20 protein-coding genes are annotated in these 24615 nt (G+C 66.2%); 6 read left to right on the forward strand and 14 right to left on the reverse strand.

All coding sequences use genetic code 11. The annotated features are described in order from the left end of the window. Positions 1 to 192 precede the first annotated feature (192 nt). Genes ACQKLX_RS02090 through ACQKLX_RS02110 form a run of 5 tightly spaced genes read left to right on the forward strand, consistent with a single transcriptional unit; the run spans position 193 to position 5701 of the window. Positions 193 to 723, forward strand: a complete 531-nt coding sequence (locus tag ACQKLX_RS02090) for a cytochrome c oxidase assembly protein (RefSeq protein ID WP_427359028.1) — start codon at positions 193 to 195, stop codon at positions 721 to 723. Next, a complete protein-coding gene (locus tag ACQKLX_RS02095) occupies positions 701 to 1849 on the forward strand; it encodes a c-type cytochrome (RefSeq protein ID WP_427359030.1) in 1149 nt (382 codons plus the stop codon). Before ACQKLX_RS02090 ends, ACQKLX_RS02095 begins: the two co-directional genes overlap by 23 nt. Beyond that, on the forward strand, positions 1846 to 2829 hold the full coding sequence (gene coxB / locus ACQKLX_RS02100; protein WP_427359032.1) for a cytochrome c oxidase subunit II: 984 nt from the start codon (positions 1846 to 1848) through the stop codon (positions 2827 to 2829). Before ACQKLX_RS02095 ends, coxB begins: the two co-directional genes overlap by 4 nt. After that, positions 2826 to 5369 (forward strand): cytochrome c oxidase subunit I, encoded by a 2544-nt coding sequence (gene ctaD / locus ACQKLX_RS02105; protein WP_427359033.1) that lies wholly within the window; start codon positions 2826 to 2828, stop codon positions 5367 to 5369. Before coxB ends, ctaD begins: the two co-directional genes overlap by 4 nt. After that, positions 5366 to 5701: a hypothetical protein gene (locus tag ACQKLX_RS02110; RefSeq protein WP_427359034.1), complete on the forward strand. Its 336-nt coding sequence runs from the start codon at positions 5366 to 5368 to the stop codon at positions 5699 to 5701. The genes ctaD and ACQKLX_RS02110 overlap by 4 nt, the downstream gene beginning before the upstream one ends. A 58-nt stretch (positions 5702 to 5759) precedes the next feature. On the opposite strand, the gene ACQKLX_RS02115 is transcribed toward ACQKLX_RS02110, so the two are convergent. From ACQKLX_RS02115 to ACQKLX_RS02145, 7 genes are all read right to left on the reverse strand, one after another. After that, positions 5760 to 5990, reverse strand: coding sequence for a DUF2171 domain-containing protein (locus ACQKLX_RS02115; protein WP_427359036.1), 231 nt, complete (start codon positions 5988 to 5990; stop codon positions 5760 to 5762). Between the two features lie 99 nt (positions 5991 to 6089). Further along, positions 6090 to 6500, reverse strand: a complete 411-nt coding sequence (locus ACQKLX_RS02120; protein WP_427359038.1) for a DUF6766 family protein — start codon at positions 6498 to 6500, stop codon at positions 6090 to 6092. 41 nt (positions 6501 to 6541) lie between these two features. Further along, on the reverse strand, positions 6542 to 7294 hold the full coding sequence (locus ACQKLX_RS02125; protein WP_427359039.1) for an alpha/beta hydrolase: 753 nt from the start codon (positions 7292 to 7294) through the stop codon (positions 6542 to 6544). Continuing rightward, positions 7264 to 8658 carry an AtzE family amidohydrolase gene (locus ACQKLX_RS02130; RefSeq protein WP_427359041.1) on the reverse strand — a complete coding sequence of 465 codons (1395 nt, stop codon included), beginning with the start codon at positions 8656 to 8658 and terminating at the stop codon, positions 7264 to 7266. The genes ACQKLX_RS02125 and ACQKLX_RS02130 overlap by 31 nt, the downstream gene beginning before the upstream one ends. After that, the gene (locus ACQKLX_RS02135; RefSeq protein ID WP_427359042.1) at positions 8655 to 8879 is read right to left on the reverse strand and encodes a DUF4089 domain-containing protein; all 225 of its coding nucleotides are present in this window, start codon (positions 8877 to 8879) and stop codon (positions 8655 to 8657) included. The genes ACQKLX_RS02130 and ACQKLX_RS02135 overlap by 4 nt, the downstream gene beginning before the upstream one ends. Continuing rightward, positions 8876 to 10489, reverse strand: coding sequence for a regulator (locus tag ACQKLX_RS02140; protein WP_427359044.1), 1614 nt, complete (start codon positions 10487 to 10489; stop codon positions 8876 to 8878). The genes ACQKLX_RS02135 and ACQKLX_RS02140 overlap by 4 nt, the downstream gene beginning before the upstream one ends. Positions 10490 to 10504: 15 nt before the next feature. Continuing rightward, positions 10505 to 11191: a cysteine hydrolase family protein gene (locus ACQKLX_RS02145; RefSeq protein ID WP_427359045.1), complete on the reverse strand. Its 687-nt coding sequence runs from the start codon at positions 11189 to 11191 to the stop codon at positions 10505 to 10507. Positions 11192 to 11472: 281 nt separating this feature from the next. Here ACQKLX_RS02145 and atzF point away from each other — a divergent pair, with 281 nt between their 5' ends. After that, positions 11473 to 13272: an allophanate hydrolase gene (gene atzF / locus ACQKLX_RS02150; RefSeq protein ID WP_427359047.1), complete on the forward strand. Its 1800-nt coding sequence runs from the start codon at positions 11473 to 11475 to the stop codon at positions 13270 to 13272. On the opposite strand, the gene ACQKLX_RS02155 is transcribed toward atzF, so the two are convergent. From ACQKLX_RS02155 to ACQKLX_RS02185, 7 genes are all read right to left on the reverse strand, one after another. Beyond that, entirely contained in the window at positions 13269 to 13961 is a 693-nt protein-coding gene (locus tag ACQKLX_RS02155) for a GntR family transcriptional regulator (RefSeq protein ID WP_427359048.1), read from the reverse strand. The genes atzF and ACQKLX_RS02155 overlap by 4 nt on opposite strands. 88 nt (positions 13962 to 14049) lie before the next feature. Continuing rightward, on the reverse strand, positions 14050 to 14430 hold the full coding sequence (hpxZ, locus tag ACQKLX_RS02160) for an oxalurate catabolism protein HpxZ (RefSeq protein WP_427359050.1): 381 nt from the start codon (positions 14428 to 14430) through the stop codon (positions 14050 to 14052). A 50-nt stretch (positions 14431 to 14480) separates the two neighbouring features. Further along, a complete protein-coding gene (locus ACQKLX_RS02165) occupies positions 14481 to 16184 on the reverse strand; it encodes a dipeptide ABC transporter ATP-binding protein (protein ID WP_427359052.1) in 1704 nt (567 codons plus the stop codon). Positions 16185 to 16187: 3 nt separating this feature from the next. Continuing rightward, complete coding sequence (locus tag ACQKLX_RS02170) at positions 16188 to 17078, reverse strand: ABC transporter permease (RefSeq protein WP_427359284.1); 891 nt, start codon at positions 17076 to 17078, stop codon at positions 16188 to 16190. Positions 17079 to 17091: 13 nt separating this feature from the next. Next, positions 17092 to 18105 (reverse strand): ABC transporter permease, encoded by a 1014-nt coding sequence (locus ACQKLX_RS02175; protein ID WP_427359053.1) that lies wholly within the window; start codon positions 18103 to 18105, stop codon positions 17092 to 17094. Between the two features lie 79 nt (positions 18106 to 18184). Continuing rightward, positions 18185 to 19774, reverse strand: coding sequence for an ABC transporter substrate-binding protein (locus ACQKLX_RS02180; RefSeq protein ID WP_427359055.1), 1590 nt, complete (start codon positions 19772 to 19774; stop codon positions 18185 to 18187). A gap of 517 nt (positions 19775 to 20291) precedes the next feature. Then, positions 20292 to 24017, reverse strand: coding sequence for a vitamin B12-dependent ribonucleotide reductase (locus tag ACQKLX_RS02185; RefSeq protein ID WP_427359057.1), 3726 nt, complete (start codon positions 24015 to 24017; stop codon positions 20292 to 20294). Positions 24018 to 24615: the final 598 nt, after the last annotated feature.

The raw sequence follows: 24615 nt of genomic DNA on the forward strand, positions 1-24615 counted from the left end.
GCCTCGATCGGTGCGGAACCGTGGTCCCGATCGAAGGTTGTCGCCAGAGGGGGAAATCGCTTGCAGTGCTCGCGCGGGTCCACGACGCAACGTCCTGACGCATCCGGACCGGTCCTGGTCGGGGCCGCGGTACTCGCCGTATCCGGCCTGATCACAGGGTCGCTCGTCGAACTCGGCCCGCTATCCCTGCAGATGTTGCAGCACTTGGCGCTGATGAACGTGGTTGCACCGCTGGTGGCGCTCAGCCTGAGCGGGCGCGGTCCCTTCGCCCCAGCCTCGCTACTGCTCGCAGGCTTCGTGCAACTCGTCGCGCTCTGGGTCTGGCATGCCCCGACTGTGCAGCATCTCGCTGCATCGTCCTCGGCAGCCCAGGCTGCGCTCATGAGCGTGCTCGCTGGCGCCGCGATCTGGTTCTGGTGCGCGCTCATCGCCGCATCGCAGTGGAGGGGATTGATCGCGCTCCTCCTGACCGGAAAGCTGGCCTGCCTGCTCGGCGCCCTGCTGATCTTCGCGCCGCGCGATCTCTACAATCTCGACGGCCTCGTCCTCGCGCTCTGCACGACAGGACCGTCCAGCCTTGCCGATCAGCAACTGGCGGGCCTGCTGATGATCACCGCCTGCCCGCTTAGCTACCTCGTCACCAGTGTCGCGCTCGCCGCCAGGATGCTGGCCCGGCTCGACAGCGACCGGCGCCTTACCGATGCCAGCGCTCGCGCACGCTAGACGAGCGGCGGCCTGGCTGCTCGCGACGCCACATCGCGCGCTCGGCGTGGTCCTGGCGATTGGCGTGATGGTGATGGCGAGCGCCGTGCTGTTCGCATGGTCAGGCGCCTACAATGTTGCAGCGAGTACCGGCCATTTCCGGATCGTCGATTATTTCCTGCGCTTCGGCATGGAGAATTCTGTCAGGAGACGGGCCCCCGTAGCCACACTGCCGGAAGGCGACGATGACGATCGGGTGCGCCTCGGCGCCGGCCATTTCCACGCAGGCTGCGCCTATTGCCACGGCTCGCCGGGGACACCGATCAGCCCGGTTGCCGCCAGTATGCTGCCGCCGCCACCCGATCTCAACGACAAGGTCGGCCTCTGGCGCGATGGCGAGCTGTTCTGGCTCGTCAAGCACGGCTTGAAATATGCCGGCATGCCCGGCTTTCCGTCGTTGCATCGCGATGACGAGATCTGGGCCGTGGTCGCCTTCCTGCGGCGCTTGCCGAGCCTGGATCGGCGTGGCTATCGCGAATTGGCGCTGGGAGAGATCGAGCCGGAACCGCAGAGCGGCGCGGAAATCGCGACAGGTCAGACCGAGGCAGACGCGATCGGCGCCTGCGCCCGATGCCATGGCGCAAGACAGGCCCCGCCGAGCCGCCTCGTTCCGATCCTGCATGGCCAGCCGACGGCCATGATCGAGAACGCGTTGCGCGCCTACGCTGCCGGCGAGCGCGACAGCGGCGTGATGCAGACTGCCGCCGCCGATCTCTCGAACGGCGCCATCGGTAGGCTCGCGCGCTACTACGCCTCGCTGCCGCGGCCTGTCACGCAGGAGGAGAGTTCCGATCCCGCTGCTGTTGCGCGGGGCGAAGCGATCGCCCGCGATGGCGTGCCCTCGCGCAGCATTCCGTCCTGTCTCGGTTGCCATGGCGCCGAGGCCGCCCCCGAATATCCCCGCTTGGCTGGGCAATCCGTGCGCTATCTCGAAGGCCAGCTCGCAGTCTGGCGCGCCGGACTCAACGATCGCAGCGTGACCGGAAAGATCATGGCGCCGATCGCGCGCCGGCTGAGCGAGGCGGATGCGCAGGACGTCGCCGCCTATTTCACGAGCCTCGCTGCCGCGCACGAGGCAGGTCGATGAGACGCTACCCTGCCAACCCTGCAGTCATCGTCGGCTTCGGAGCGCTTTCCGCCTGCTCGCCGCAATCGGCTTTGTCTCCCGCCGGCGATGAAGCGGAAAAGATCACTCTGTTGAGCTGGATCCTTTTTGCCGGCGGCGCCGCGATCTTCTTGCTCGTGCTCGCAGCCCTTGGCGCAGCGATCTGGGGGCCTGGACGCATACGGCGAGCGCTCAGCGGCGATGGGCTGATCAGATGGGGCGGTATCGTTTTCCCGGTGGTCACGCTGAGCCTTCTGCTCGGCTATGGGCTTTGGCTGATGCGCGAGACGATCGCGGCGCCGACACCGCCCGAGCTGCGGATCGACGTGACCGGTGAACAATGGTGGTGGCGGATCGCCTATCAACGTGAGGGCGCATCGCCGGTTTCGGAGGCCAACGAAATCAGGATCCCAGTCGAGCGCGACATCGAGTTCACCCTGCGCTCCAACGACGTCATCCATTCGTTCTGGGTGCCGAGCCTTGGCGGCAAGCTCGATATGATCCCCGGCCGGACCAATCGGCTCCGCCTCAGGGCAGATCGGCCGGGCGTCTATCGCGGCCAGTGCGCCGAGTATTGCGGCGGCCCCCATGCGCTGATGGCGCTCGAAATCGTTGCGGTGCCACAGGCCGAATTCGACGCCTGGCTGGCTGCGGCAGATCAGCAGGGCCGAACTGTCGACGAACGTCTTGCCCGCGGCGAGCAACTGTTCCTGTCGGCCGGTTGCGGCGCCTGTCATGCCGTGCGTGGCACGCAGGCGGCGGGGGTAATCGGCCCCGATCTCAGCCGCGTCGGTGGCAGGCGCTTTCTCGGTGCGGCGACCCTGCGAACGACGCCTGAGAACCTCGCCGGCTTCATCAGCGATCCACAAGCCAGCAAGCCCGGTGTCCTGATGCCGCCCTTCGCGATCTTTTCAGGCGAGGACATGGAGGCGCTGACGGCCTATTTGGGGAGCCTGACATGAGCGCTCCAAGACCCGCAAGCGCTACCGAACTGCCCTCCCCTCTGCCGAGGCCCGAAGGCGAGCTGGAACAGCTGGCGACCGTCTGGAAGGGCCCGAAAGGCTGGCGGGTCATCGGTGAAGTCAACAACACCATCATCGGCTACTTCTACATCGCGGCGGCGTTCCTGTTCTTCCTGCTCGCCGGCATCCTCGGCCTGCTGATCCGTCTGCAGCTCGCCGTTCCTGGCAACGATTTCCTCTCGCAGGACACCTACAACCAGATCTTCACCATGCACGGCACGGTGATGATGTTCCTGTTCGCCGTGCCGGCCGTCGAGGCGGTCGGCATCCTGCTGCTGCCGCAGATGCTAGGCGCCCGCGATCTGCCCTTTCCGCGGCTCGGCGCCTTCGCTTTCTGGGCCTATTTCATCGGCGGATCGGTCTTCTTCTGCACGCTGTTCTTCGGCGTCGCGCCGTCGGGCGGCTGGTTCATGTATCCGCCGCTGACCGGCACGCGCTTCTCGCCCGGCATCGGCGCCGACTGGTGGCTGCTCGGCATTGGCTTTATCGAGATCTCCGCTATCGCGGGCGCGATCGAGATCATCGTCGGCGTGCTGCGCACCCGTGCCCCCGGAATGACGCTGGCGCGGATGCCTATCTTCGCCTGGACGATGCTGATCTTCGCCGGGATGATTGTCTTCGCCTTTCCGGCGGTGATCCTGGCCACCATCCTGCTCGAGCTCGAGCGGGCATTCGACTGGCCCTTCTTCATCGCCGAGCGTGGCGGCGATCCGCTGCTCTGGCAGCACCTCTTCTGGTTCTTCGGCCATCCGGAAGTCTACATCATCTTCCTGCCGGCAGCCGGCATGGTCTCGATGATCGTGCCGACCATGGCCGGGACGCCGCTCGTCGGCTATCGCCTGATCGTGGTGGCGCTGATCGCGGTCGGCTTCTTCTCCTTCGGCCTCTGGGTCCACCACATGTTCACCACGGGCATTCCCGCCCGCTCGCTCGGCTTCTTCTCGGCGGCAAGCATGGCGGTGGCGATCCCGAGCGGCATCCAGGTTTTCGCTTGGATCGCAACGATCGCGGCAGGACGGCTCAAGCTGCCGGTGGCCTCGCTCTTCGTGATTGGCTTTCTCGTGATCTTCACGCTGGGCGGGCTGACCGGTGTGATGGTGGCGATGGTGCCGTTCGATCGCCAGGCTCACGACAGCTATTTCGTCGTCGCTCACCTGCATTATGTGCTGTTCGGCGGCATGGTCTTTCCGCTCTTCGCGGCGGTCTACTACTGGACCCCGGCCTTCAGCACCCGCCCACTCTCGGAGCGGCTCGGCCGCTGGGCCTTCGGGCTGATCTTCGCCGGCTTCAACATCGCCTTCTTGCCGATGCATGTGACCGGGCTGATCGGCATGCCGCGCCGGGTCTACACCTACCCGGCCGGCATCGGCTGGGACGGGCTCAACATGGTCTCGACCATCGGCGCCTTCATCCTTGCCGCCGGCATTCTCGTCTTCCTCATCGACGTGGCGCGCAATATGCGGCTAACGGGATCGCACCCCGCGGGCGATGTCTGGGGCGCCAATAGCCTCGAATGGCTGCCCAACCATGAGTATGCCACGCGCAGCATTCCGCGTGTGATTGAACGCGATCCGCTCTGGCAGCAACCAAATCTCGCCCGCGATGTCGAAGCTGGCGGCTATTATCTGCCGGGAACGTTGACCGGCGCACGAGAGACGATCGTGACCTCACCGATCGAAGCCGAGCCGCAATATTTAATGCGCCTCAGCGGACCCGGCTATGCGCATGTCAGCGCTGCCTTGTTCACCGCCAGCTTTTTCCTGCTTCTCACCGTCAAGGCCGTGACGCTCGCCGCAATCTGCGGTGTCCTGGCGGTAATTTCGATCCTGGTCTGGATGTGGGACAGCGATCCGCCATCGGCCGGCAAGGTCGACATCGGCGGCGGCATCGTTCTGCCGACCTATGCGTCGGGGCCGGCCTCGCACAGCTGGTGGGCCGTCGTCATCCTGCTGCTGGTCGCGGCTGCGCTCTACCTCTCCTATCTGTTCGGCTTCCTCTATCTCTGGACGATAGCGCCCGAGGGATGGCCGCGACGGTCGGACCTGCCGTCGCCAGCGAGTGCATGGCTGTCGTTCGCAGCCTTCGGCTTCAGCAGCGTTTTACTCGCAGGAGCCCATCACCTTCTCGGTCGCGGCGCGCGGCACACCGGGCTGCTGACGCTGGTTCTCCTCGCCGGGATCACAGCCCTTGCCGGAGGGCTCGCGCTCGACCTCATCGGCCACTGGCGAAGCGGCTTGCGCCCGCAAGCGAGTGGCTATGCGGCCATGGTGTACGCCAATGCCGCCCTACAGGCTCAGATTATCGCCGCGGTCGTCATCATCGCCCTCTTCGCGGTTGCGCGCCTCCTGGTCGGACGACTCGACGGCAGCAGGCGCGTCGTCTTCGACGTCCTGATGCTGCTCTGGGCCTACGCGATCGGCCAGGCATCCTTCGGCCTGCTGCTCACTCATGGCTTTCCGCGACTGGTGGCCGAGCCGTGACCAGCGCCGCTCCTTTGCGCCAAGCGGGCGTCGCGCTCGTCGGCCCGACTGTCTGGGCTGCCCATTTCCTTACGGTCTACGCGTCGGAATCCCTGGCCTGCCGCTTCGGTCTCCCGGCAGTCCATGACGCGATCATCGTTGGCGTAACCATTCTCGCGATGGTGGCGCTCACCCTTCATACGTCCCGAACCGGTCGTCGCCGTCGTGCGATGGTCAACGATGACCGGTTCGAGCATTTCCTGCAAAGAAGCGCATGGGCGCTGAATGCGCTCAGCCTCGTCGGTATCGGCTGGGCCGCGCTGGCAGCGATGCTGCTCAGCGCCTGCCGGTAACCTAACCCATCGCAAACTCCTCTGCTCAAGGAGCGGAGTTCCGAGGGCGGAGCGCTCTTTATTCGCTCTCTTCCGACCAGCGCTGCTTCGCATCATCGGCGGTGACAAGCAGCTTGATGATATCGCCTTCGATCGCGCCGATCAGGCCGATGTCGAGATAGTGGTGAGTGCCGCCCGAGGCGGGATCGTTCTTTTTCAGCTTGAGCAACTGGCCGGCGAGGCCGTCGACGGTGCCGACATGGCCCTGGTCGGACCCGACGACTTCGAGCCCTTCGCGAATTTGATCCACATGCATCATCCGAGTGTCCTCGCTCCGGTGAGCGCCGCGCGGCTATCCGAAGGGGCAACAAGGTGCTGGCGTGGATGTTCCGCCCCGCGCGAGAACCATTCAGCCCTGATGCTCACGGACATAGCGATGGTCGGTATGGCGACCGGCATAGTCGCGATCGATCTCGTCGATCAGTCGGTCGGCGTCATCACGATCGACCGCCCGCAGGATCGCATCGAGCTTTGCCTCCAACCTGTCCTCACCCTCCTTGGATTGCGGAGAACCGACATGGAGCAGGATAGCCAGGCCCGCGACCTGCCAGAGCAGTTGCAGGAATTCCGACTGCCAGTTCTCGAAGGTCTCGCGCAGAATTTGCACGGCGAAGCCTGTGAACTCGATGGGCTGGCCGTGTGCACCTTGCTCGCTGACATAATCGAGCCAGCCAAAGAGCCAGTGGCCCGCAAGGCTGAACAGGAAAAACCCACCCGTCACCCAAGCGAAGCCGTAGCGGGTCCAGATCGAGCGGTACATGGCGATCCTCCGGAGTGGGACAACCATGGCAATCCCGAGGCCTACCAGCCGGTTCCCCAATCACGTTTATGGTCGGGCCTATGCATCCACGTTCCCTCGATAAATTCCAACATGAGGGCAAGAGCGGGCTCGGCGTGTGTTTCGAGCAAAAAATGACTGCCGTCCAGAATATGCGCTTCCATTCGCGGGAAATCTTCCAGCCAGGACACTGTCTCGGCGAGCGCGAAATAGGGTTCGTGCCGGCCCCACAGCATCAACGCCGGCGGCTGCCATCTCCAGAGATAGTCGGCGATGGCGTCGAAGCGGGCGACGACATTGGCATAATCGGCGATCAGCGCCCGCTGCATCTCCATGCGGCCGGGCAGATTCATGACCGTCCAGTCCTCGATCCAGGGCTCTCCCTTGATCCTGGCGGCGACCTCCTCCGGCAGCCCGCCGGTGTATTGCTCGCGGGTGAATTCGAAAGTCAGATGCGAGGTCGCCTTTGCTTCGTTTTCTGCGGTCGGGTTCGCCCAGAACTCGAAGGTCGCCTCCCATAGCGGCCCGAAGCCCGAGCGATGGGCGTTGGCATTCTGAATGATCAGGCCGGCAACCTGATCGGGAGAGCGCATGGCGCTATCGAGGCCGACGGGCGCGCCCCAGTCGTGCAGGTAGATGAAGCGCTGGCCGACTGATCGGTAACGGAAACTGAGGGTCAAGCAGGCCCGGGACGAGCCTCCGAGCCGGACTGCTCGATGGCCCAGCGGGCAATCATCTCGAAGAATCAGATTCCTTTCGGCGCCGCGGCGCTGCAAACCTTCGTCTCCTGCAAGACGTAAGCGGCTTTCAAGCAGATGTCTTCTCGCCAGGGCGCAGCGATCAACTGGACGCCGATCGGCAGTTCGCCGCCAGTGACGGGCACTGCCGCAACCGGCAAGCCGATGCAGGAGATCGGCTGGGTGAATATCCCGAGACTGGGGCGTAGCGGCAAGATCTCGCCTCTTAGTTCCAGCGTCTTCTGACCAATCGGTGGTGCCGTAAAGGGCGTCGCGGGGGCGATGATCAGGTCGACCTCCTCGAAGACCCGCATCATCTCGGCGTGGAACCAGCGGCGCGCCCGTTGCGCCTGGATATACCAGGCAGCTGGAAGCATGGCGCCGGCCAGGAAGCGGTCGCGCGTGTCGGGATCGAAGTCGTCCGCCCGTTCCCGCAAGCGCCCAAGATGGAGGGCCGAACTCTCCGCATTCGTGATCAGGAACGCGGCCGCTCGCGCGATTGGCGCGGTGTCCAGCGCGATGGTACGTGTCGCGGCAAGTGATTGAGCCACGGCACTTACGGCCGCCGCCGCCTCCGGCATGCCGTCGGTCGCGAAATGCCCGCCCGCTACGGCGATCCGCAGACCCGAGACGCCCTTCGTCAGCTGCGCCGAGACCGGTTCGACCGGCCGCTGCGCGCAGGCCGGGTCATGCGGGTCCGGGCCTTGCAGCAGGTCGTAGGCCAAGGCGAGATCGGCGACGTCGCGCGCAAACGGGCCGAGATGATCGAGCGAGTCGCAGAACGGAAAGCTGCGCGTGCGCGGCAAGCGGCCATAGGTCGGCTTCAGGCCGAACACGCCGCACAGCGAGGACGGCACGCGGATCGAACCGTTGGTGTCGGAGCCCAGCGAGATCGGCGCCATCCCGGCCGCCGTCGCAGCACCGGAGCCCGAGGACGAGCCGCCTGCCATGCGCGAGAGGTCATGGGGATTGCGGCACGGGCCGTCATGCGCGTTCTCGCCGGTGAAATCATAGGCGTATTCGCCCATGTTGAGCCCGCCGATCAGCACGGCGTCGGCCGCCGTCAGGCGCTCAATCAGCACGGCGTCGCTCCGGGCGGGGGGCCGCTCGCGGTTGATCTTCGAGCCCGCCCGTGTCGGCAGGCCTTCGATGTCGAACAGGTTCTTGGCGGCGAAGGGTACGCCAGCGAGCGGGCCGAGCGGCTCGCCGGCAGCACGGGCCCTGTCGATTGCGGCGGCTTGCGCAAGCGCGCGCCCAGCCGTCACATCGGTGAAGGCGTTGACCTTTCGGTCGATCCTGTCGATCCGCTCGATGAAGGTGCGAGCGACGGCCTCGGCATCGATCTCGCCGGAGCGGACCTGCGCGGCGATCCGATGCGCCGGTGCGAAGACGTCGACGCTCACGCCTCTTCCTCCACCTCCGCCCGCCCCGGCCGGAAGACCGGGGCGAGTTCGAGCGTATCCTCGCCGACCGGTGCTGCCTGCACGATCCGAGCCATCGCTTCCGCAGTAGCCAGGAAACGAATCACGCCCTGGCGCTGCTCCGCCGTGATGGCGAGTCCCAGCGCCGCCGCCATCGCATCGAGATGGGTGGCCGGATCGCACTCCCGCGTCGCCTCGCTCATTCCGCCGGCTCCAGACGCGCATGCGGCTCGCTGGTCATCGCCTTCGTTGCCCTTTCGCCCGCAAGCTGGCGTGCGCAAAGCCAGAGGAAGCCGGCCACCATCGCATAGCCCAGGCTGATCGAGGGCGTCACGCCGAGCCCCTTGCCGATCCCGATGGCCTCGCCATGCATCAGGCCGAAATAGGTCAGCACCGCGCCAGCGGCGGCGAAGGCGGCCGCATTCAGGAATTGCTTCTCGATGACGAAGACGGCGATCGCGCCGAGGACGAGGCCGGACAGAATGGCGCCGCCGCCCATCAGCTCGAGCCCGTGATAGAGCACGCCCATATTGGCCATCTTGTCGATGCCGACGGCAGCTGCATTGGTACCGGCCGCGCCGAGTGCGCCGTCGATCAGGACTTTGGCCCAGGCCGCGAGATGCGGCGTCAGGGCGAGCACGATGGCGGGCGCATGGCTCGCCGGCGTGGTCTGGAATGCCTGCGCCCCGATCAGCATGCCGATATAGAGCAGGATCGGCGAGATCGCGACGATCGGCACCAGCGCCAGCAGCAGCGCGACGACGCCGAACCAGCACAAAGCGGCGACGATCAAGCCGGTCGCGGCCGAATAGCCGATGCGTCCGCCCATAGCCTTCCAGCCGGGATGGCCGATATACACCGCGTTGATGAAGGGGTTGCCCATCAGGCAGCCGATCAGAGAAACGACGCCATCGGCGGTCAGCACCCGCGTCGTCGGATAGTGGTCGCCCGCCGCTTCGGCGCTCTCGACATTGTCCATCGCCTCGACGAGGTCGTAGATGCCGAAGGGGATGGCAGTGACCAGGATGATGCCGAGATAGGTGAAGCCGGAGAAGACGTGGTCGACCGCCGGCAGCGGCAGCGAGAAGCCGAAATTGGCGAAGGCGGCGCCAAGCCTGGCGAGGCTCATGCCGCCGACGTCGAGCCCGAACAGTGCGGCGCCCCACGCTAGCCCCATGCCAAAGGCGATGGCGACGAGCCCGGCCGGGATGCCGCGCGGATAGCGCACGCCGCCGAACCAGCTCACCAGGATGATGGCGAGGCAGGTCAGGCCGATCGCCGGCGTCAGGAAGATCTCCAGAGCCGGCCGCATCGAGATGAAGGCGATCGAGACGCCGGCGAGCGTTCCCAGCAGGGCGGCGCGCGGCGTGATCTTGCGGACGAACGGGGCGATGAAGCCGCCGATCATCAGGATGAAGCTCTGGAAGAAGACCCAGACCAGCCCGGCCTCCCAGCCCTTGACCGGATCGCCGGTCATGCTCGCGATCGGCAGCATGATCACGAAGGTGACGACGAACATGTGCGGCACGCTGATGCCCGAAGGCAGCGCGCAGACATCCTCCCGGCCGGTCTCCTTCGCCAGCTTCCAGGCGAGCCAGGCGTAGTAGCCCGTAGAAAGCAACATCATCAGCCCGAGCGCCGGCAAGATGCGGCCGAAGACGATCTGGCTCGGCATCTTCAGCACGAATTGCAGCAACCCGGTCAGCACCAGGAGATTGACCAGGATGTTGGTGCCGAAGCCGAACAGGGCGTTCCAGTCGCCCGGCGTCCAGAGCTTCGGCGAGGTTTCAGTCGTAGCCGTCTTGGTCGCCATCTCTCCCTCCTCGCGTCAGGCCGCCTGGTCCTGCGCAGCAAACGCCGCCAGCACGGTATCCGTCGTCGAAACCCAGCCGAAGATTCCGCCCTGGGCCGCGATCATGCGTAGCCCGACCTCGTGGAACTCGGGGAAATAGGAGGCGCAGGCGTCTGCCAGCACGAGGCAGCGATAGCCGCGGTCATTGGCCTCGCGCACGGTCGTATGAACGCAGACCTCGGTGGTGACCCCGCAGACCAGCAGCGTCTCAATGCCGCGGTTGCGCAGCATCAGGTCGAGATCGGTCTGGTAGAAGGCGCCCTTGCCGGGCTTGTCGATCACCGGCTCTTCGGCAAGCGGCGCCAGCGCCGGAATGATGTCGTGGCCGGCCTCGCCACGGACGAGGATGCGGCCCATCGGTCCCGGTGCGCCGATGCGCTTCTCGGGCGCGCCGCGTTCGACCTTGGCACGCGGCGCATCGGACAGGTCGGGCCGGTGCCCCTCGCGGGTATGGATGACGAGCATGCCGGCGGCGCGCGCGCCGGCGAGCATGCGCCGGCAGGGCTCGACCGCCGCCATCAGCAGCGAGACGTCGTTGCCGAGCGCCGCGCCGAAGCCCCCGGGTTCGAGGAAGTCGCGCTGCATGTCGATGATGACGAGCGCGGCGCGCGGCAGGTCGATGCTGAGCGGGGACGGCTTCGCGGCGATCTCGGAGCGGCTCATGGCGGCCTCCGTCGGGGCTGACGGAACGGGCTTTGCAAGGGCTGTGCCTGCCAGCGTCACGGTCTGGTAGAAGGCAGAAAAGTCCGGACGGGGCGGCAATGGCTCAGAGATCACCGACAAAACAGGCCGCTTTTGCTGCTGTGTCTCTGTCTGGAGGGCCGCGGCAGACAATGCGACGAGCGCGCTTGCGAGCTTCCACCCGGCAAGGTGCATAATCTTTGCATGCAATGGCTTGAAGACTGCCTAGTTCATAGGCTCAACCAGAAAGTGGACATGACCTCGTGCCGACACTGACCAGCATTCTCGCAAGCCATCACGATGGCAGCCGCAGGCTCGCCGAGACGATCGCGACAAGCTATGCCCGCCTGCGCGCTCATGGCGACGAGGCGCTGTTCATCAGCCTGAAGCCCGAGGCGGACGCACTGGCGGAGGCTGAGCGCCTGCAGGCAGAGGGCCCGCAGGGGCGGGCGCTCTGGGGCATTCCGGTCGCCGTGAAGGACAATATCGACGTTGCCGGCCTGCCGACGACCGCCGCTTGCCCGGCTTTTGCCTATACACCTGGCCATGACGCCAGCGCTGTCGCACGTTTGAAGGCGGCCGGCGCGATCATCATCGGCAAGACCAATCTCGACCAGTTCGCGACCGGCCTCAACGGCACGCGCTCGCCCTATGGGACGCCTCGCAACGCCTTGCGTACCGATCTCGTTCCCGGCGGCTCGAGCTCGGGGTCGGCGAGCGCAGTCGCCGCCGGCATCGTCCCGGTCGCGCTCGGCACCGACACCGCCGGCTCGGGCCGCGTCCCGGCCGGCTTGCAGAATCTCGTCGGCCTCAAGCCCAGCCCCGGTCTCGTTCCGACCGCCGGCGTCGTACCGGCCTGCCGCACGCTCGATTGCGTTTCCGTATTCGCACTGACGGTCGCGGACGCCTGGCTCGTCCTGCAGGCCATGGCCGGCCCGGATGCGGACGACCCGTTCTCCCGGCCCGTTCCGATGGGGCGGCTCGGCGCCTGCCCGCCGCGTCTGCGGCTCGGAGTACCGAGCGAGCAGGAAATCGACTTCGCCGGGGATGAAGGGGCACGCGCAAGTTTCAAGCAGGCTCGCGCCCGGGCGCAAGGCCTCGGCGCCGAGATCGTGCCGATCGACATGGCGCCGTTCTACCAGACGGCGCAGCTTCTCTACGATGGCCCTTGGGTCGCCGAACGCTGGCTCGCGATCCGCGATCTGCATGAGCGCCAGCCCGATGCGATCCTGCCGGTGATCCGCGCGGTCATCGCGGGCAAGCCCTTGCCCGACGCCGCCGCCACCTTCGCTGCCCGCTATCGCCTCGCCGAGCTTTCGGTCGCCGCTCGCTCAGCGCTGAAGGGCCTCGACGCGCTGATGGTGCCGACGGCGCCGCGGCCGGTGACACTCGCCGAGATGGCGGCCGATCCGATCGGCGCCAATTCCATGCTCGGCCGCTACACCAATTTCGTGAACCTGCTCGATCTCTGCGCTCTCGCCGCCCCGGCCAGCCTCGCTGCCGACGGAACGGCGCGCGGCGTCACCTTCATCGCGCCCAGAGGCCACGACGGGGCGCTGGCCTCGATCGGTGCCTCGTTTCACGCCGCAGCCGCATTGCCGCTCGGCGCGACCGGCGTGCCGCATCCGGCCCTGACGGAGCTGCCCGCGAGCCCCGGGCCTGACATGGTCGAGATCGCTGTCGTCGGTGCCCATCTCTCTGGCATGCCGCTCAACGGCGAATTGACGGCGCTGGGCGGCAGTTTTCTGCGTGCGACAACGACGACCTCGGACTATCGCCTCTTCGCTCTGCCCGGCGGGCCTCCGGCCCGGCCCGGGCTACTCCGCGTGTCCCCGGGCGAAGGCTCCGCGATCGCGCTCGAGGTCTGGTCGCTGCCCATCGTGGGCTTTGGCGGCTTCATCGCCGGCATCCCGGCGCCGCTCGGCATCGGCACGCTCGCGCTCGCCGACGGCACGCGCGTCAAGGGCTTCCTCTGCGAGGCGATCGCAACGGACGGCGCCCGCGACGTCAGCGATTTCGGCGGCTGGCGCGCCTTCGTCACGGCTCAGGCGAGCACGGCCTAGCTATTGGCCGCCTCCGCATAGCTCCGGAACGCGTCGCGCACGATGCCGATATGGGCGCGCATCGCTGCCGCCGCCCCGCCCTGATCGCCACGCAGAATCGCCTGCACGATCAGGTCGTGCTCGCAATAGGAGCCGCCGAGCCTGCCGGCAGCGCGGAACTGGGCGCGGCGGAAGGGCGCGACGCGGGCCCGAGTCATCAGGGTCAGCTCGGCGAGATAGCTGTTGTGCGAGCCGGCATAGATCGCGGCGTGGAATGTCTCGTTCTTTTCGTGATAACGGGCGGGATCGCCCTTGTGCACCAGCACCCGCAGATCCTCGTGCAGCGTCTCGAGAGCCCGCCGTTCCACCGCGGTCATGCTGCGCGCGGCGAGACCGGCGCAGAGCGCCTCGAGTTCGGCCATCACCTCGAACATGTCGTTGAGCTCGCGTGGCGTCGGCAGGGCGACAAGGGCGCCGCGATGCGGGCGGACGCGGACCAGCCCGGAGGCTGAAAGCTGACGGATCGCTTCGCGAACCGGCGTGCGCGAGACGCCGAAACGGGCGGCGAGTTCCTGCTCGTCGAGCGGCGTGCCCGGCTCCAGCGCGCCCGAGACGATTTCGTCGGCGAGCCTGGCCCGCAGCGTCTCCGTCCTGGTCCGCGGCTGTGCCGTCGGCTTCGACTTGTCGGAAAGAGTGGCTTGGCGCGGCATCGGTTCCGTCCGGAGCGGCGGATTCGCCTCGCCGTTCTTAGCAGGCGGAAGCCGCAGCGTCATGACGCGGGGCGGCGGCAGGCCGGGCTCATTCAGCGATCACGCTGACATGGGCGGCGACCACCCGCCAACCTTCCGGAAACTTAACCCAGGTCTGGCTCTGGCGGCCAACCTTTCCGACCATCGAAGCTCGGCGGAACAGCGTGTTGGCCGTGGCCATCGCCTCGCCATAGCTGGTGATGACGGTGCGTTCCAATGCGCGTTCCAGGCCGACCGGGGAGCGCGCCGAGCGGAAGGCGGCGATCTCGGCATGTCCATAGAGATTTTCGGCGACGCCGTAGCGCAGCGTGGCCGGGCTGTCCTTGAACAGTCGATCGAGCGTCGCGACGTCATTGGTCGTCAGCGCGCGCTCATATTCGGCGAAGGCCGCCTCGACTTCGGCCAGCACGGCCGGGTCGTTGATCTTCATCGGGGTTTCCTCATCCAGTCATCGTCTTCTTGCGTCGGCCATGCTCTCGCTCACAGCGGCGGATGCGGGATCGCGGTCAGCAATTCCTTGGTATAGTCCGCCTGCGGCGCGCCCAACACCGCCTCTGCAGTGCCCTCCTCGACGATCTGGCCGCTGCGCATCACGATCACGCGGTCGCAGAGCAGGCGCACGACGTTGAGGTCGTGCGAGACGAAGATGTAGCTCATGCGAAGGCGCTGCTTCAGCTCCTCGAGCAGGTTCAGCACCACTGCCTGCACGGAGACGTCGAGCGCCGCCGTCGGCTCGTCGAGGATGACCAGATCGGGATCGAGCGCGATGGCGCGTGCGATGCCGACGCGCGCCTTCTGCCCGCCCGAAAGCTGATGCGGGAAGCGGTCGATCAGCTCGGTCGGCAGCCCGACCAGCGTGGCGAGCTCCTCGCAGCGGGCGCGCAAGGCGTCGCGGCCACGGAACGTGCCCATGCGCAGAACGGGATCGAGGATGGCGCGCTCGGCGGTGAAGCGCGGATTCAGGCTGTCGGTCGGGTCCTGGAACACCATCTGGATACGCCGGCGCAGCGGCGTCAGCGCGAACTGCCTGGCCGGGATCGACCCGATATCCTGCCCGTCGAAGACGATGCGGCCCGACGTCGGGTCGAGCAGCCGGTTGACCATCATCGAGGTCGTCGACTTGCCGCAGCCGGATTCACCAACAAGGCCGAGCGTCTCGCCACGCCGGACCGAAAAGCCGATACCGTCGACGGCCCGGAAAGCGGGCTTTTCCGGCTCGGCCTTGCCGGTCAGCTTCGCAAGGAGCGAACCAGCCGCCGGGCGCGGATACTCCTTGACCAAGTTCTCGACGATCAGCAGCGGAGCGCCGCCCTGATCCAGGTTTGGAATGCTGGTCCGGGAGGCAGTCATTGCTTCGGCCGGAGCTTCCGGCAAGAGGTCACGCAGCTGCATCCCGACGCGTGGCGTCGCCTTCATCAGTCGGCGCGTATAGGGGTGCTGCGGATTGCGGAAAATCTCGGCCGCGGCCGCGGTCTCAACGACGCGGCCCTTTTCCATCACCACGACCTTGTCGCAATAGGCGGCAGCAAGGCCGAGATCGTGGGTGATCAGGATCGTCGACATGCCGCGCTCGCGGGTCAGCTCGACGATGAGGTCCATCACCGCCTTCTGCGTGGTGACGTCGAGGCCGGTCGTCGGCTCGTCGGCGATCAGCAACTGCGGCTGGCAGGCGAGCGCCAGCGCGATCACGATGCGCTGGCACATGCCGCCCGAGAGCTCGAACGGATAGGCGTCATAGCGCTCCTGCGGACGCGCGATCCGCACCTTCTCCAGCGCCGCGATGGCCTTCTCGCGCGCCGTCGCCCGCGTCGCCTGGACGTGCTGGAGCAGCACGTCCTCGATCTGCTTGCCGACCTTGCGGATCGGATTCAGCGCGGCGCGCGGGTTCTGGAAGATCATCGAGATCTCGCGGCCGCGCAGGTCGCGCATCTGCGCTTCGCTCGCGCCGACGAGATCGATGCCCGAGAAGCCGATCGAGCCTTCGGCGACGCGGCCGGCGCGGTCGAGGATGCGCACCACCGCATAGGAGGTGACGGACTTGCCCGAGCCGGATTCGCCGACGATCGCGACCGTCTCGCCCTTGCCGACGCTGATGTCGATCGACTTCACCGCCTGGACCTTGCCGCGGCGGGTCGCGAACTCGACGGTGAGGTTCCTGACTTCGAGGAGTGGACTGGCTGCCATCGCTCAGTTCCTCCGCTGCGGGTCGACGAGGTCGCGAACGCCGTCGCCGAGCAGGTTGAAACAGAACACCGCCGTCATCAGCGCCAGGCCCGGAAAGAACGCGATCCACCATTCGCCCGAGACGATGAAGCTCGCTCCTTCCGCGACCATGATCCCCCATTCCGGCGTCGGCGGGCGGACACCGAGGCCGATGAAGGACAGGCCGGCGGCATTGAGGATGGCGTAGCCCATGGTCAGCGACATCTGCACCGCCATGATCGGCATGATGTTCGGCACGATCTGGGTCAGCAGCAGCCGCCATTCCGAATTGCCCGAGAGCCGCGCCGCCTGGACGAAGCCGGCCTCGCGCCGGACATTCGCCTCGGCACGCGCCACCCGGGCATAGAGCGGGAAATTGATAATCGCGGTGGCGATCACGATGTTTGTCACCGAATTGCCGAGCGCCGCGACGATGCCCATGGCGAGCACGAACAGCGGGAAGGCCATGATCGTGTCGGCGATGCGCCCGATGATCGTGTCGACCCAGCCGCCGAAGAAGCCGGCGGCGACGCCGGCGAGCCCGCCGAGCAGGAAGACGAGAGCCACCGAGGCGACGGCGATGGTGAAGTCGAGCCGCGTCGCGGCGATTACCCGGCTGAAGATATCGCGGCCGAGCTGGTCGGTGCCGAACCAGTGGGCCGCGCTCGGCGGCTTGAGCGCGGAGCTGGTGTTGGAGGCGAGCGGATCATAAGGCACGACCAGCGGCCCGAAGATCGCGGCGAACAGGATCAGCGCGAACAGGCCGAAGGCGAGGCCTGTCACCGGGTTCTCGGAGACGATGTGCCGGGCATGAGCCAGCAGCGAAGTCGAGGGCGGTGCCTCGAAGCGCAGCGGCGGCGGCTCGACCTGGCTCATGTCGTTCATCGGCTCAGGCCTCCAGCCGGACGCGGGGGTCGATCACGCCGTAGAGGATGTCGATCGCGAGGTTGAGGGCGACGTAGAGGATCGCCATGGTGAGGACGAAGCCCTGGATCGGCGCGTAGTCCGAGGCGATCAGAGCCTCGACGGCATAAGAGCCGACGCCCGGCCAGGCGAAGACCTTCTCGACGAGAACATTGGCGCCGAGCAGGAAGGAGAAGACCATGCCGAGCGTGGTCACGACCGGCAGCATGGCGTTCCGGAAGGCGTAGGTGCCGATCACCGCCCGCGAGGACAGGCCGCTGGCGCGCGCGGTGCGGACGAAATCGGCGCCGAGCACGGCGAGCATCGAGGCGCGGGTCATGCGCGTGATCGGCGCCAGCGAGAAGATCGCCAGGGTCAGCGCCGGCAGCGTGATCTGGGAGAGTGCGGCGCGGAAGGTTTCAGGATCGCGCGCGACCACGCTGTCGATCAGCAGGAAGCCGGTGACGCGGGGCGGCTCGGAGGCAAAGGCGTCGAGCCGGCCCAGTGGCGCCGGCGCCCAGCCGAGGATGAAGTAGAAGACGTAGACCAGCAGCAAGCCGGTGAAGAAGACCGGCAGCGAGACGCCAGCCGTCGCGACGATGCGGCAGAGATGGTCGATCCAGGAACCTTGCCTGACTGCCGCGAGCACGCCGAGCGGCAACGCGATCCCCATCGAGATCAAAAGGCCGAACAGCGTCAGTTCGGCGGAGGCAGGCAGGCGCTGGGCGAGATCGGCCGTCACTGGCTGCCCCGTCGTCAACGACTGGCCGAGGTCACCCTTCACCAGTGCCGTCACATAGGAAACGAACTGGACCGGCAAGGGCTGGTCGAGCCCGAGCTTGCCGCGGATCTCGGCGATGGCCTGCGGCGTCGCTGCCGGCCCGGCGAAATAGGCTGCCGTGTCGCCGGGCAGCACCCGTGTCAGCAGGAAGGTGACGATGATGACGCCGAGGATCGACGGAATCGTCGTCTTCAGCCGGGCGATGATCAGGCCAAGCATGATGGAGCCTCCGCTGCTGCCGTCAGTCCGAAGCGCGCTGCAGGCACGAGCCCGGGCTGACGGCCTGTTTCGTGCGTCCTCACGCTTTGGTCAGGTAGCGGAAGTCCGGCTCGCGGCAGGGCTGGAACTGGTAACCGCCGATCGACTTCTGCAGCGCGACGTCATGCGTCGGTTGGTTGATCGGCACCATCGGCACCTCGGCGTTCACCAGCTTGATGAAGTCGACGACATTGGCGTCGTAGGCGGCCTTGTCGGAAGCGAAGCGGGCAGCATCGACCAGCTTGTCCAGCGCCGGATTCTGGTAGGCTGCGATATTGAAGATCGAATTGTTGCCGTGCATCGTCCAGAACAGGTAGTAGTCGGGATAGTCGAGCCACCCGGCGAAGCGGTTCAGCACCATCGGGTTGGTCTTCTTGGCGATCTCGGTACGGAAGTTCGCACCCGGGACCTTGTTGATCTCGACGGTGATCCCGATCGCAGCCAGCGCTTCCTTGATCAGCACAGCCATTGGCTCGGCAACGGTGGCGTTGCCGGCGTCGAAATACAGCGTGGTCGCGAACGGGCCGCCCGCGGCGTCGACCAGCGCTTTGGCCTTGGCAACGTCGGTCTTGTAGGGGAAGGGCTGCGGCCAGGCGACCTTGGGCGTTGTGCCGCCCGACATGTCGACACCACGCCCGAACAGCGAAGCCTGCAGAATCTTCTCGTATGGCATCACCCAGGCAACCGCCTGCCGCAGCCGCACATCCTTGAACGGGCCGACCTGCGTGTTGAGATAGCAGCCCCAGACACCATTGGGGATCGGCACGCCGACGACATTGACCTTGCCGGCGTCGAGCAGGTCCTTGAAATCCTTGGGCGGCAGCCCGTACGACACGTCGGCGTCGCCGCGCTCCATAAGGGCCCGTCGCGTCGCGGGCGAGGCGATATCGCGCGCGATGATGCGCCGCAGCTGCGGCAGCTTCCCGCAAGCCCAGGCGTCATTGCGGACATAGATCGTCTCGACACCCGGCTTCCAGCTCTCGACCTTGTAGGCGCCCGAGCCGGCGATGTTGTTCTTGAGATACTCCTTGGCGTGCGGGTCACCGCCGCCGTTCTTTATGGCGAGCTCGGAGTCGAAGACGAAGGGGATCGTCACGGCGAGGTTGGGCAGCGTCATCTTGTCCTTGCGGACGAAATCGACGCGGAAGGTCTTGTCGTCGACGACGACGAACTGCTCGGGCTTCTCCAGCGAGCCGGCATTCATCTGGGTGGTCGCGAAGCCGCCGATCGTGCAGGCCCGGTCGAGCGACCACTTCACATCCTTCGCGGTCACCGGGCGGCCGGAATGGAATTTCGCGTCGCGCAGCTTGAAGGTACAGCTCATGCCATCGGACGCGAGCTGCCAGCTCTGGGCCAACTCGCCTTCGAGCTCGCCCATCGAGACCTGGTTGCCGCCGCCGCCCGGGATCGGCACCGGCTTGAAGCGCAGCAGGCGGTCATAACAGTTCAGCGCGACGCCATTGACGGGCTGCGAAGAGCCGATGCCCTGCATGTCCAGGCTGTTGGGCCCATATTCCTGCACGAGCAGCAATGTCTCGCTGCGGCTCGGGGCTTGCGCCCGCGCGCCCTGGCTCATGACGAAGGGAGCTGCCAAACCTCCAGCGATAGCCGCGCGACGCGTGATAGCCATTGTGCTCTCCCGGATTGCCAGAACCCTTCGAGGGCTCCGAACGCCTGATCTCAAGGGAGACAATGCAGTTACCGTGCCGGGTCAAAGCACGCGATGACGAGCGCCAACTCTCGCCCAAGCAGCTCGCCGCATCGGCAATTGCATACAATTGAACAGTTTATGCCCAATTTGTATGCAATTTCATTCATCGCCTTTGCAGACGGCAGCTGGCCTCGAAACGCATGCCAAGCTTGCAAATCGGCTCGCCCTGTCTGGCGGCGCCTCGACATCTTGTCGGTGAACGGAAGTCGCCGGCATCGAGACAAGCGATGTATACGGTCCCTCGGTTGACCTGCCGCAAAGCCGACATTCCGAGCGTCGGCTGAGGGCCAAGGCCGGCCTCGCGCGTCGTGACATGAAGGTCGGGCAATAAAAGAAAGCGCCCGGTTTGACCCGGGCGCCTCTCGATTTGCGGAACTTTTCCTGCAATCGCGGCAACGCTATGCCTCGATTTTCAATTCAGGAACGGATGGAATAATCAGCTGCACCCGGTCGTCGAGCCGCAGGTGTTGCACTTCAGGCAGGTGCCATTCCGCACTAGCGTGAAGTTGCCGCACTCGCCGCACGAGTCCCCGACATAGCCCTTCATGATCGCCTCGGCCCGGCGCTCGGAGGCGGTCGGCTGGGCGGCCGGCGCGGCGAAGCCGAGCTTGCTCATCTCCTCCTCGCCATAAGCCTCCGGCTCCTCCTTCAGCGCGGTCGCGCCGGCGGTGGCAAGGCCGGTGACGTTGCTCGCCGAGCGGGCGACCGCGTCATTGGCCGCCGCCCCGCCCTGGATGGCGAGCAGGTTGATCGGCTTGCCGCGGCGGAAGCCCGAGGAGGCCAGCGGGGTCGAGGTGATCGGCCCGGCCGCATCCGGCGCCTTGCCCTGCTCGACGCCGCTGCCCATCACGTCATGGCCGATCTCGCTGGGATCGACATGGGCGAGGTCGTGCCGGCCGAGATAGGAGATCGCGAGTTCCCGGAAGACGTAGTCGAGGATCGAGGTCGCGTTCTTGATCGACTGGTTGCCCTGCACGAAGCCCGAGGGCTCGAAGCGGGTGAAGGTAAAGGCCTCGACATACTCCTCCAGCGGCACGCCATATTGCAGGCCGAGCGAGACCGCGATGGCGAAGTTGTTCATCATCGCCCGGAAGGCCGCGCCTTCCTTGTGCATGTCGATGAAGATCTCGCCGAGGCGGCCATCGGCATATTCGCCGGTGTGGACATAGACCTTGTGGCCGCCGACCACCGCCTTCTGGATATAGCCGGTGCGACGCGCCGGCATCTTCTCACGCTCGCGGACGCGCTCGACCCGCTCCACCACGCGCTCGACGATCTTCTCGGCGATCTGGGTGGCGCGCGCCGCCAGCGGCTGCTGGTGCAGCGCCTCGATCGCGTCCTCGGCGTCGTCGTCCTCGTCGGCGATCAGGGCCGAGTTCAGCGGCTGCGACAGCTTCGAGCCGTCGCGGTAGAGGGCGTTCGCCTTCAGCGCCAGCTTCCAGGAGAGCAGATAGGCGCTCTTGCAGTCCTCGACGGTGGCGTCGTTCGGCATGTTGATGGTCTTGGAGATCGCGCCCGAGATGAAGGGCTGCGCCGCCGCCATCATGCGGATATGGCTCTCGACCGAGAGATAGCGCTTGCCGATGCGCCCGCAGGGATTGGCGCAGTCGAAGACGTTGTAGTGCTCCTTCTTCAGGTGCGGCGCGCCTTCCAGCGTCATCGCTCCGCAAACATGGACATTGGCGGCCTCGATCTCGGCCTTGCTGAAGCCGAGGAAGGGCAAGAGCTCGAACGACATGTCGTTCAGCTTCTCGGCCGGGACGCCCAGCGTGCCGGTGAGGAAGTCCTCGCCCAGCGTCCACTTGTTGAAGACGAACTTGATGTCGAAGGCGCTCTTCAGCCCCTTCTCGACCGCCTCGATCTTCTCATCGCTGAAGCCCTTGGCCCGCAGCGAGCCGGGGTTGATGCCTGGCGCCTGCTTCATCGAGCCATGTCCGACCGCATAGGCCTCGATCTCGGCGATATCGGCCTCGCGATAGCCGAGCGCGCGCAGGGCATCCGGAACCGCACCGTTGATGATCTTGAAGTAGCCGCCGCCGGCGAGCTTCTTGAATTTCACCAGCGCGAAGTCGGGCTCGATGCCGGTGGTGTCGCAGTCCATGACCAGGCCGATCGTGCCGGTCGGCGCGATCACGGTCGACTGGGCGTTGCGGTAGCCGTGCTTCTCGCCGAGCGCCAGCGCCTCGTCCCAGCTCGCCTTGGCCCGCTCCGACACCGTCGCCGAGGAGCCGCCGAGGCGCTCCAGTGTGGCATGGTCGAGCGGCACCGGCGTGACCTGCAGGCCTTCATAGCCCGAGGCCTGGCCATGCGCCGCGACGCGGTGGTTGCGAATGACGCGCAGCATGTGCGGCGCGTTCTTCTTGTAGCCCGGGAACGGGCCGAGCTCGCCCGCCATCTCGGCCGAGGTCGCATAGGCGACGCCGGTCATGATCGCGGTCAGTCCGCCGGCGAGCGCCCTGCCCTCGTCCGAGTCGTAGCCGAGGCCCATGGTCATCAGCAGGCCGCCGATATTGGCGTAGCCGAGGCCGAGCGTGCGGTACTCATAGGAGAGCTCGGCGATCTCGCGGCTCGGGAACTGCGCCATCGTCACCGAGATCTCAAGCACGATGGTCCAGAGCCGGCAGAGATGCTCGTAACCGGCGACGTCGAAGGCCTTGGTCTGGCGATCGTAGAACTGCAGCAGGTTGGCTGAAGCCAGGTTGCAGGCGGTGTCGTCGAGGAACATGTACTCCGAGCACGGGTTCGAGGCGCGGATGCGTCCCGAGGCCGGGCTGGTGTGCCAGTCGTTCATCGTGGTGTTGAAGTGCAGGCCGGGATCGGCCGAGGCCCAGGCGGCGTAGCCGATCTTCTCCCAGAGGTCGCGCGCCTTCAGGGTCTTGGTGACCTTGCCGGTGGTACGGCCGATCAGGTTCCAGTCGCCGTCATTCTCGACCGCACGCAGGAAATCGTCGGTCAACGAGACCGAGTTGTTCGAGTTCTGGCCGGAGACGGTGAGATAGGCCTCCGAATCCCAGTCGGTGTCGTAGGTGTCGAACTGGATTTCGGTGTAGCCCTGCTTGGCAAACTGGATGACGCGCTTGATGTAGTTGTCAGGCACCATCGCCTTGCGGGCGAGCTTGATCTCGCGCTTCAGCGCCGGGTTCTTCTCGGGGTCGAAGCAGGCATCGTCGGCGGCCTCGCAGTTCACGCAGGCCTTCATCACCGCCTTCATCGCCTTCTGGACGGTCTTGGAGCCGGCGACCAGGGCCGCGACCTTCTGCTCCTCCTTCACCTTCCAGTCGATATAGGCCTCGATATCGGGATGGTCGGCGTCGACCACCACCATCTTGGCCGCGCGGCGGGTGGTGCCGCCCGACTTGATCGCGCCGGCAGCGCGGTCACCGATCTTGAGGAAGGACATCAGGCCCGAGGAGCGGCCGCCGCCGGCGAGCTTCTCGCCCTCGCCGCGCAGCATCGAGAAGTTCGAGCCGGTGCCGGAGCCATATTTGAACAGGCGCGCCTCGCGCACCCAGAGGTCCATGATGCCGCCCTCGTTGACGAGGTCGTCCTGCACGCCCTGGATGAAGCAGGCATGCGGCTGCGGGTGCTCATAGCTCGACTTCGACTTCACCAGCTTGCCGGTCTTGAAGTCGACGTAGAAATGGCCCTGGCTCGGCCCGTCGATGCCATAGGCCCAGTGCAGGCCGGTGTTGAACCATTGCGGCGAGTTCGGCGCGACCATCTGCGAGGCCAGCATGAAGCGCAGCTCGTCATGGAAGGCGTGGGCATCCTCCTCCGAGGAGAAATAGCCGCCCTTCCAGCCCCAATAGGTCCAGCAGCCGGCGAGCCGGTCGAAAACCTGCTTGGACGAAATCTCGGAGCCGTAGCGCTCGGCTTCCGGCAGCTTGGCGAGGGCAGCCTCGTCAGGGACCGAACGCCAGAGGAAGGACGGGACGTCGTTCTCCTCGACCTTCTTGAGCACGGCCGGGACGCCGGCCTTGCGGAAATACTTCTGCGCGAGCACGTCACTCGCGACCTGCGACCAGGCCTCGGGCACCTCGATGCCCTCGAGGCGGAAGACGATCGAACCATCGGGATTGCGGATCTCGCTCACCGCCGAGCGGAACGGGATCGCCGAATAGGGCGACTGGCCGGCGGTGGTATGGCGGCGCTCGATGCGCATAAGCTTCGTCCCCAATGCTTGCCGCGGGCGTAGCAGACGCCCCGCGCGGCCGGTTGATCACCGGCTCCTGATGTCAGTCCAACTCGGTTTGATGCCCCTGGATCCCGCGACGGTGTGCCCCGTCATCGGTTTCCTGATGCGGCCAGCCGGAGCACGCACGTCGCCGTTCGCCGTCGCCATCTCTGGCGCGCCGCGGTGATCGCCTTGACCCGTCTGGGAACTCGTTTCGCGGGTCGAAAAAGGCGTCTCCGCCAGCCGTCACGCGACCGTCAAAATTTAGTCCCGATTGGGTCGCGCCGTCAAGGATTAGTGCGCATCGATAGGTGTGGATACGACATCTTGTAGGAAGATGTGGATCGCGGGGATAAGTTTCAAGGCACCCGCTAAGCCCAAGGAATCACATGCGGAATCGTCGCGCCGTTGCGAGCTTGCAACGATCCTTGCCGGTGCGAAACCACTAAAATCCGCCGCACCATGGTTAACGAAACGTCAATCGGACCCAGCAAAGCCTACCAGCGGAAGCGCTCTCTGCGGCAGCAGCCACAAGTGCTTGAATCCGCGCGATGCTTGGCCGGCTGGAGCGATCTGGAGAGCGGAT

This window comes from Allobosea sp. NPDC003192 (assembly GCF_050275675.1).
Classification (GTDB): Bacteria; Pseudomonadota; Alphaproteobacteria; order Rhizobiales; family Beijerinckiaceae; genus Allobosea.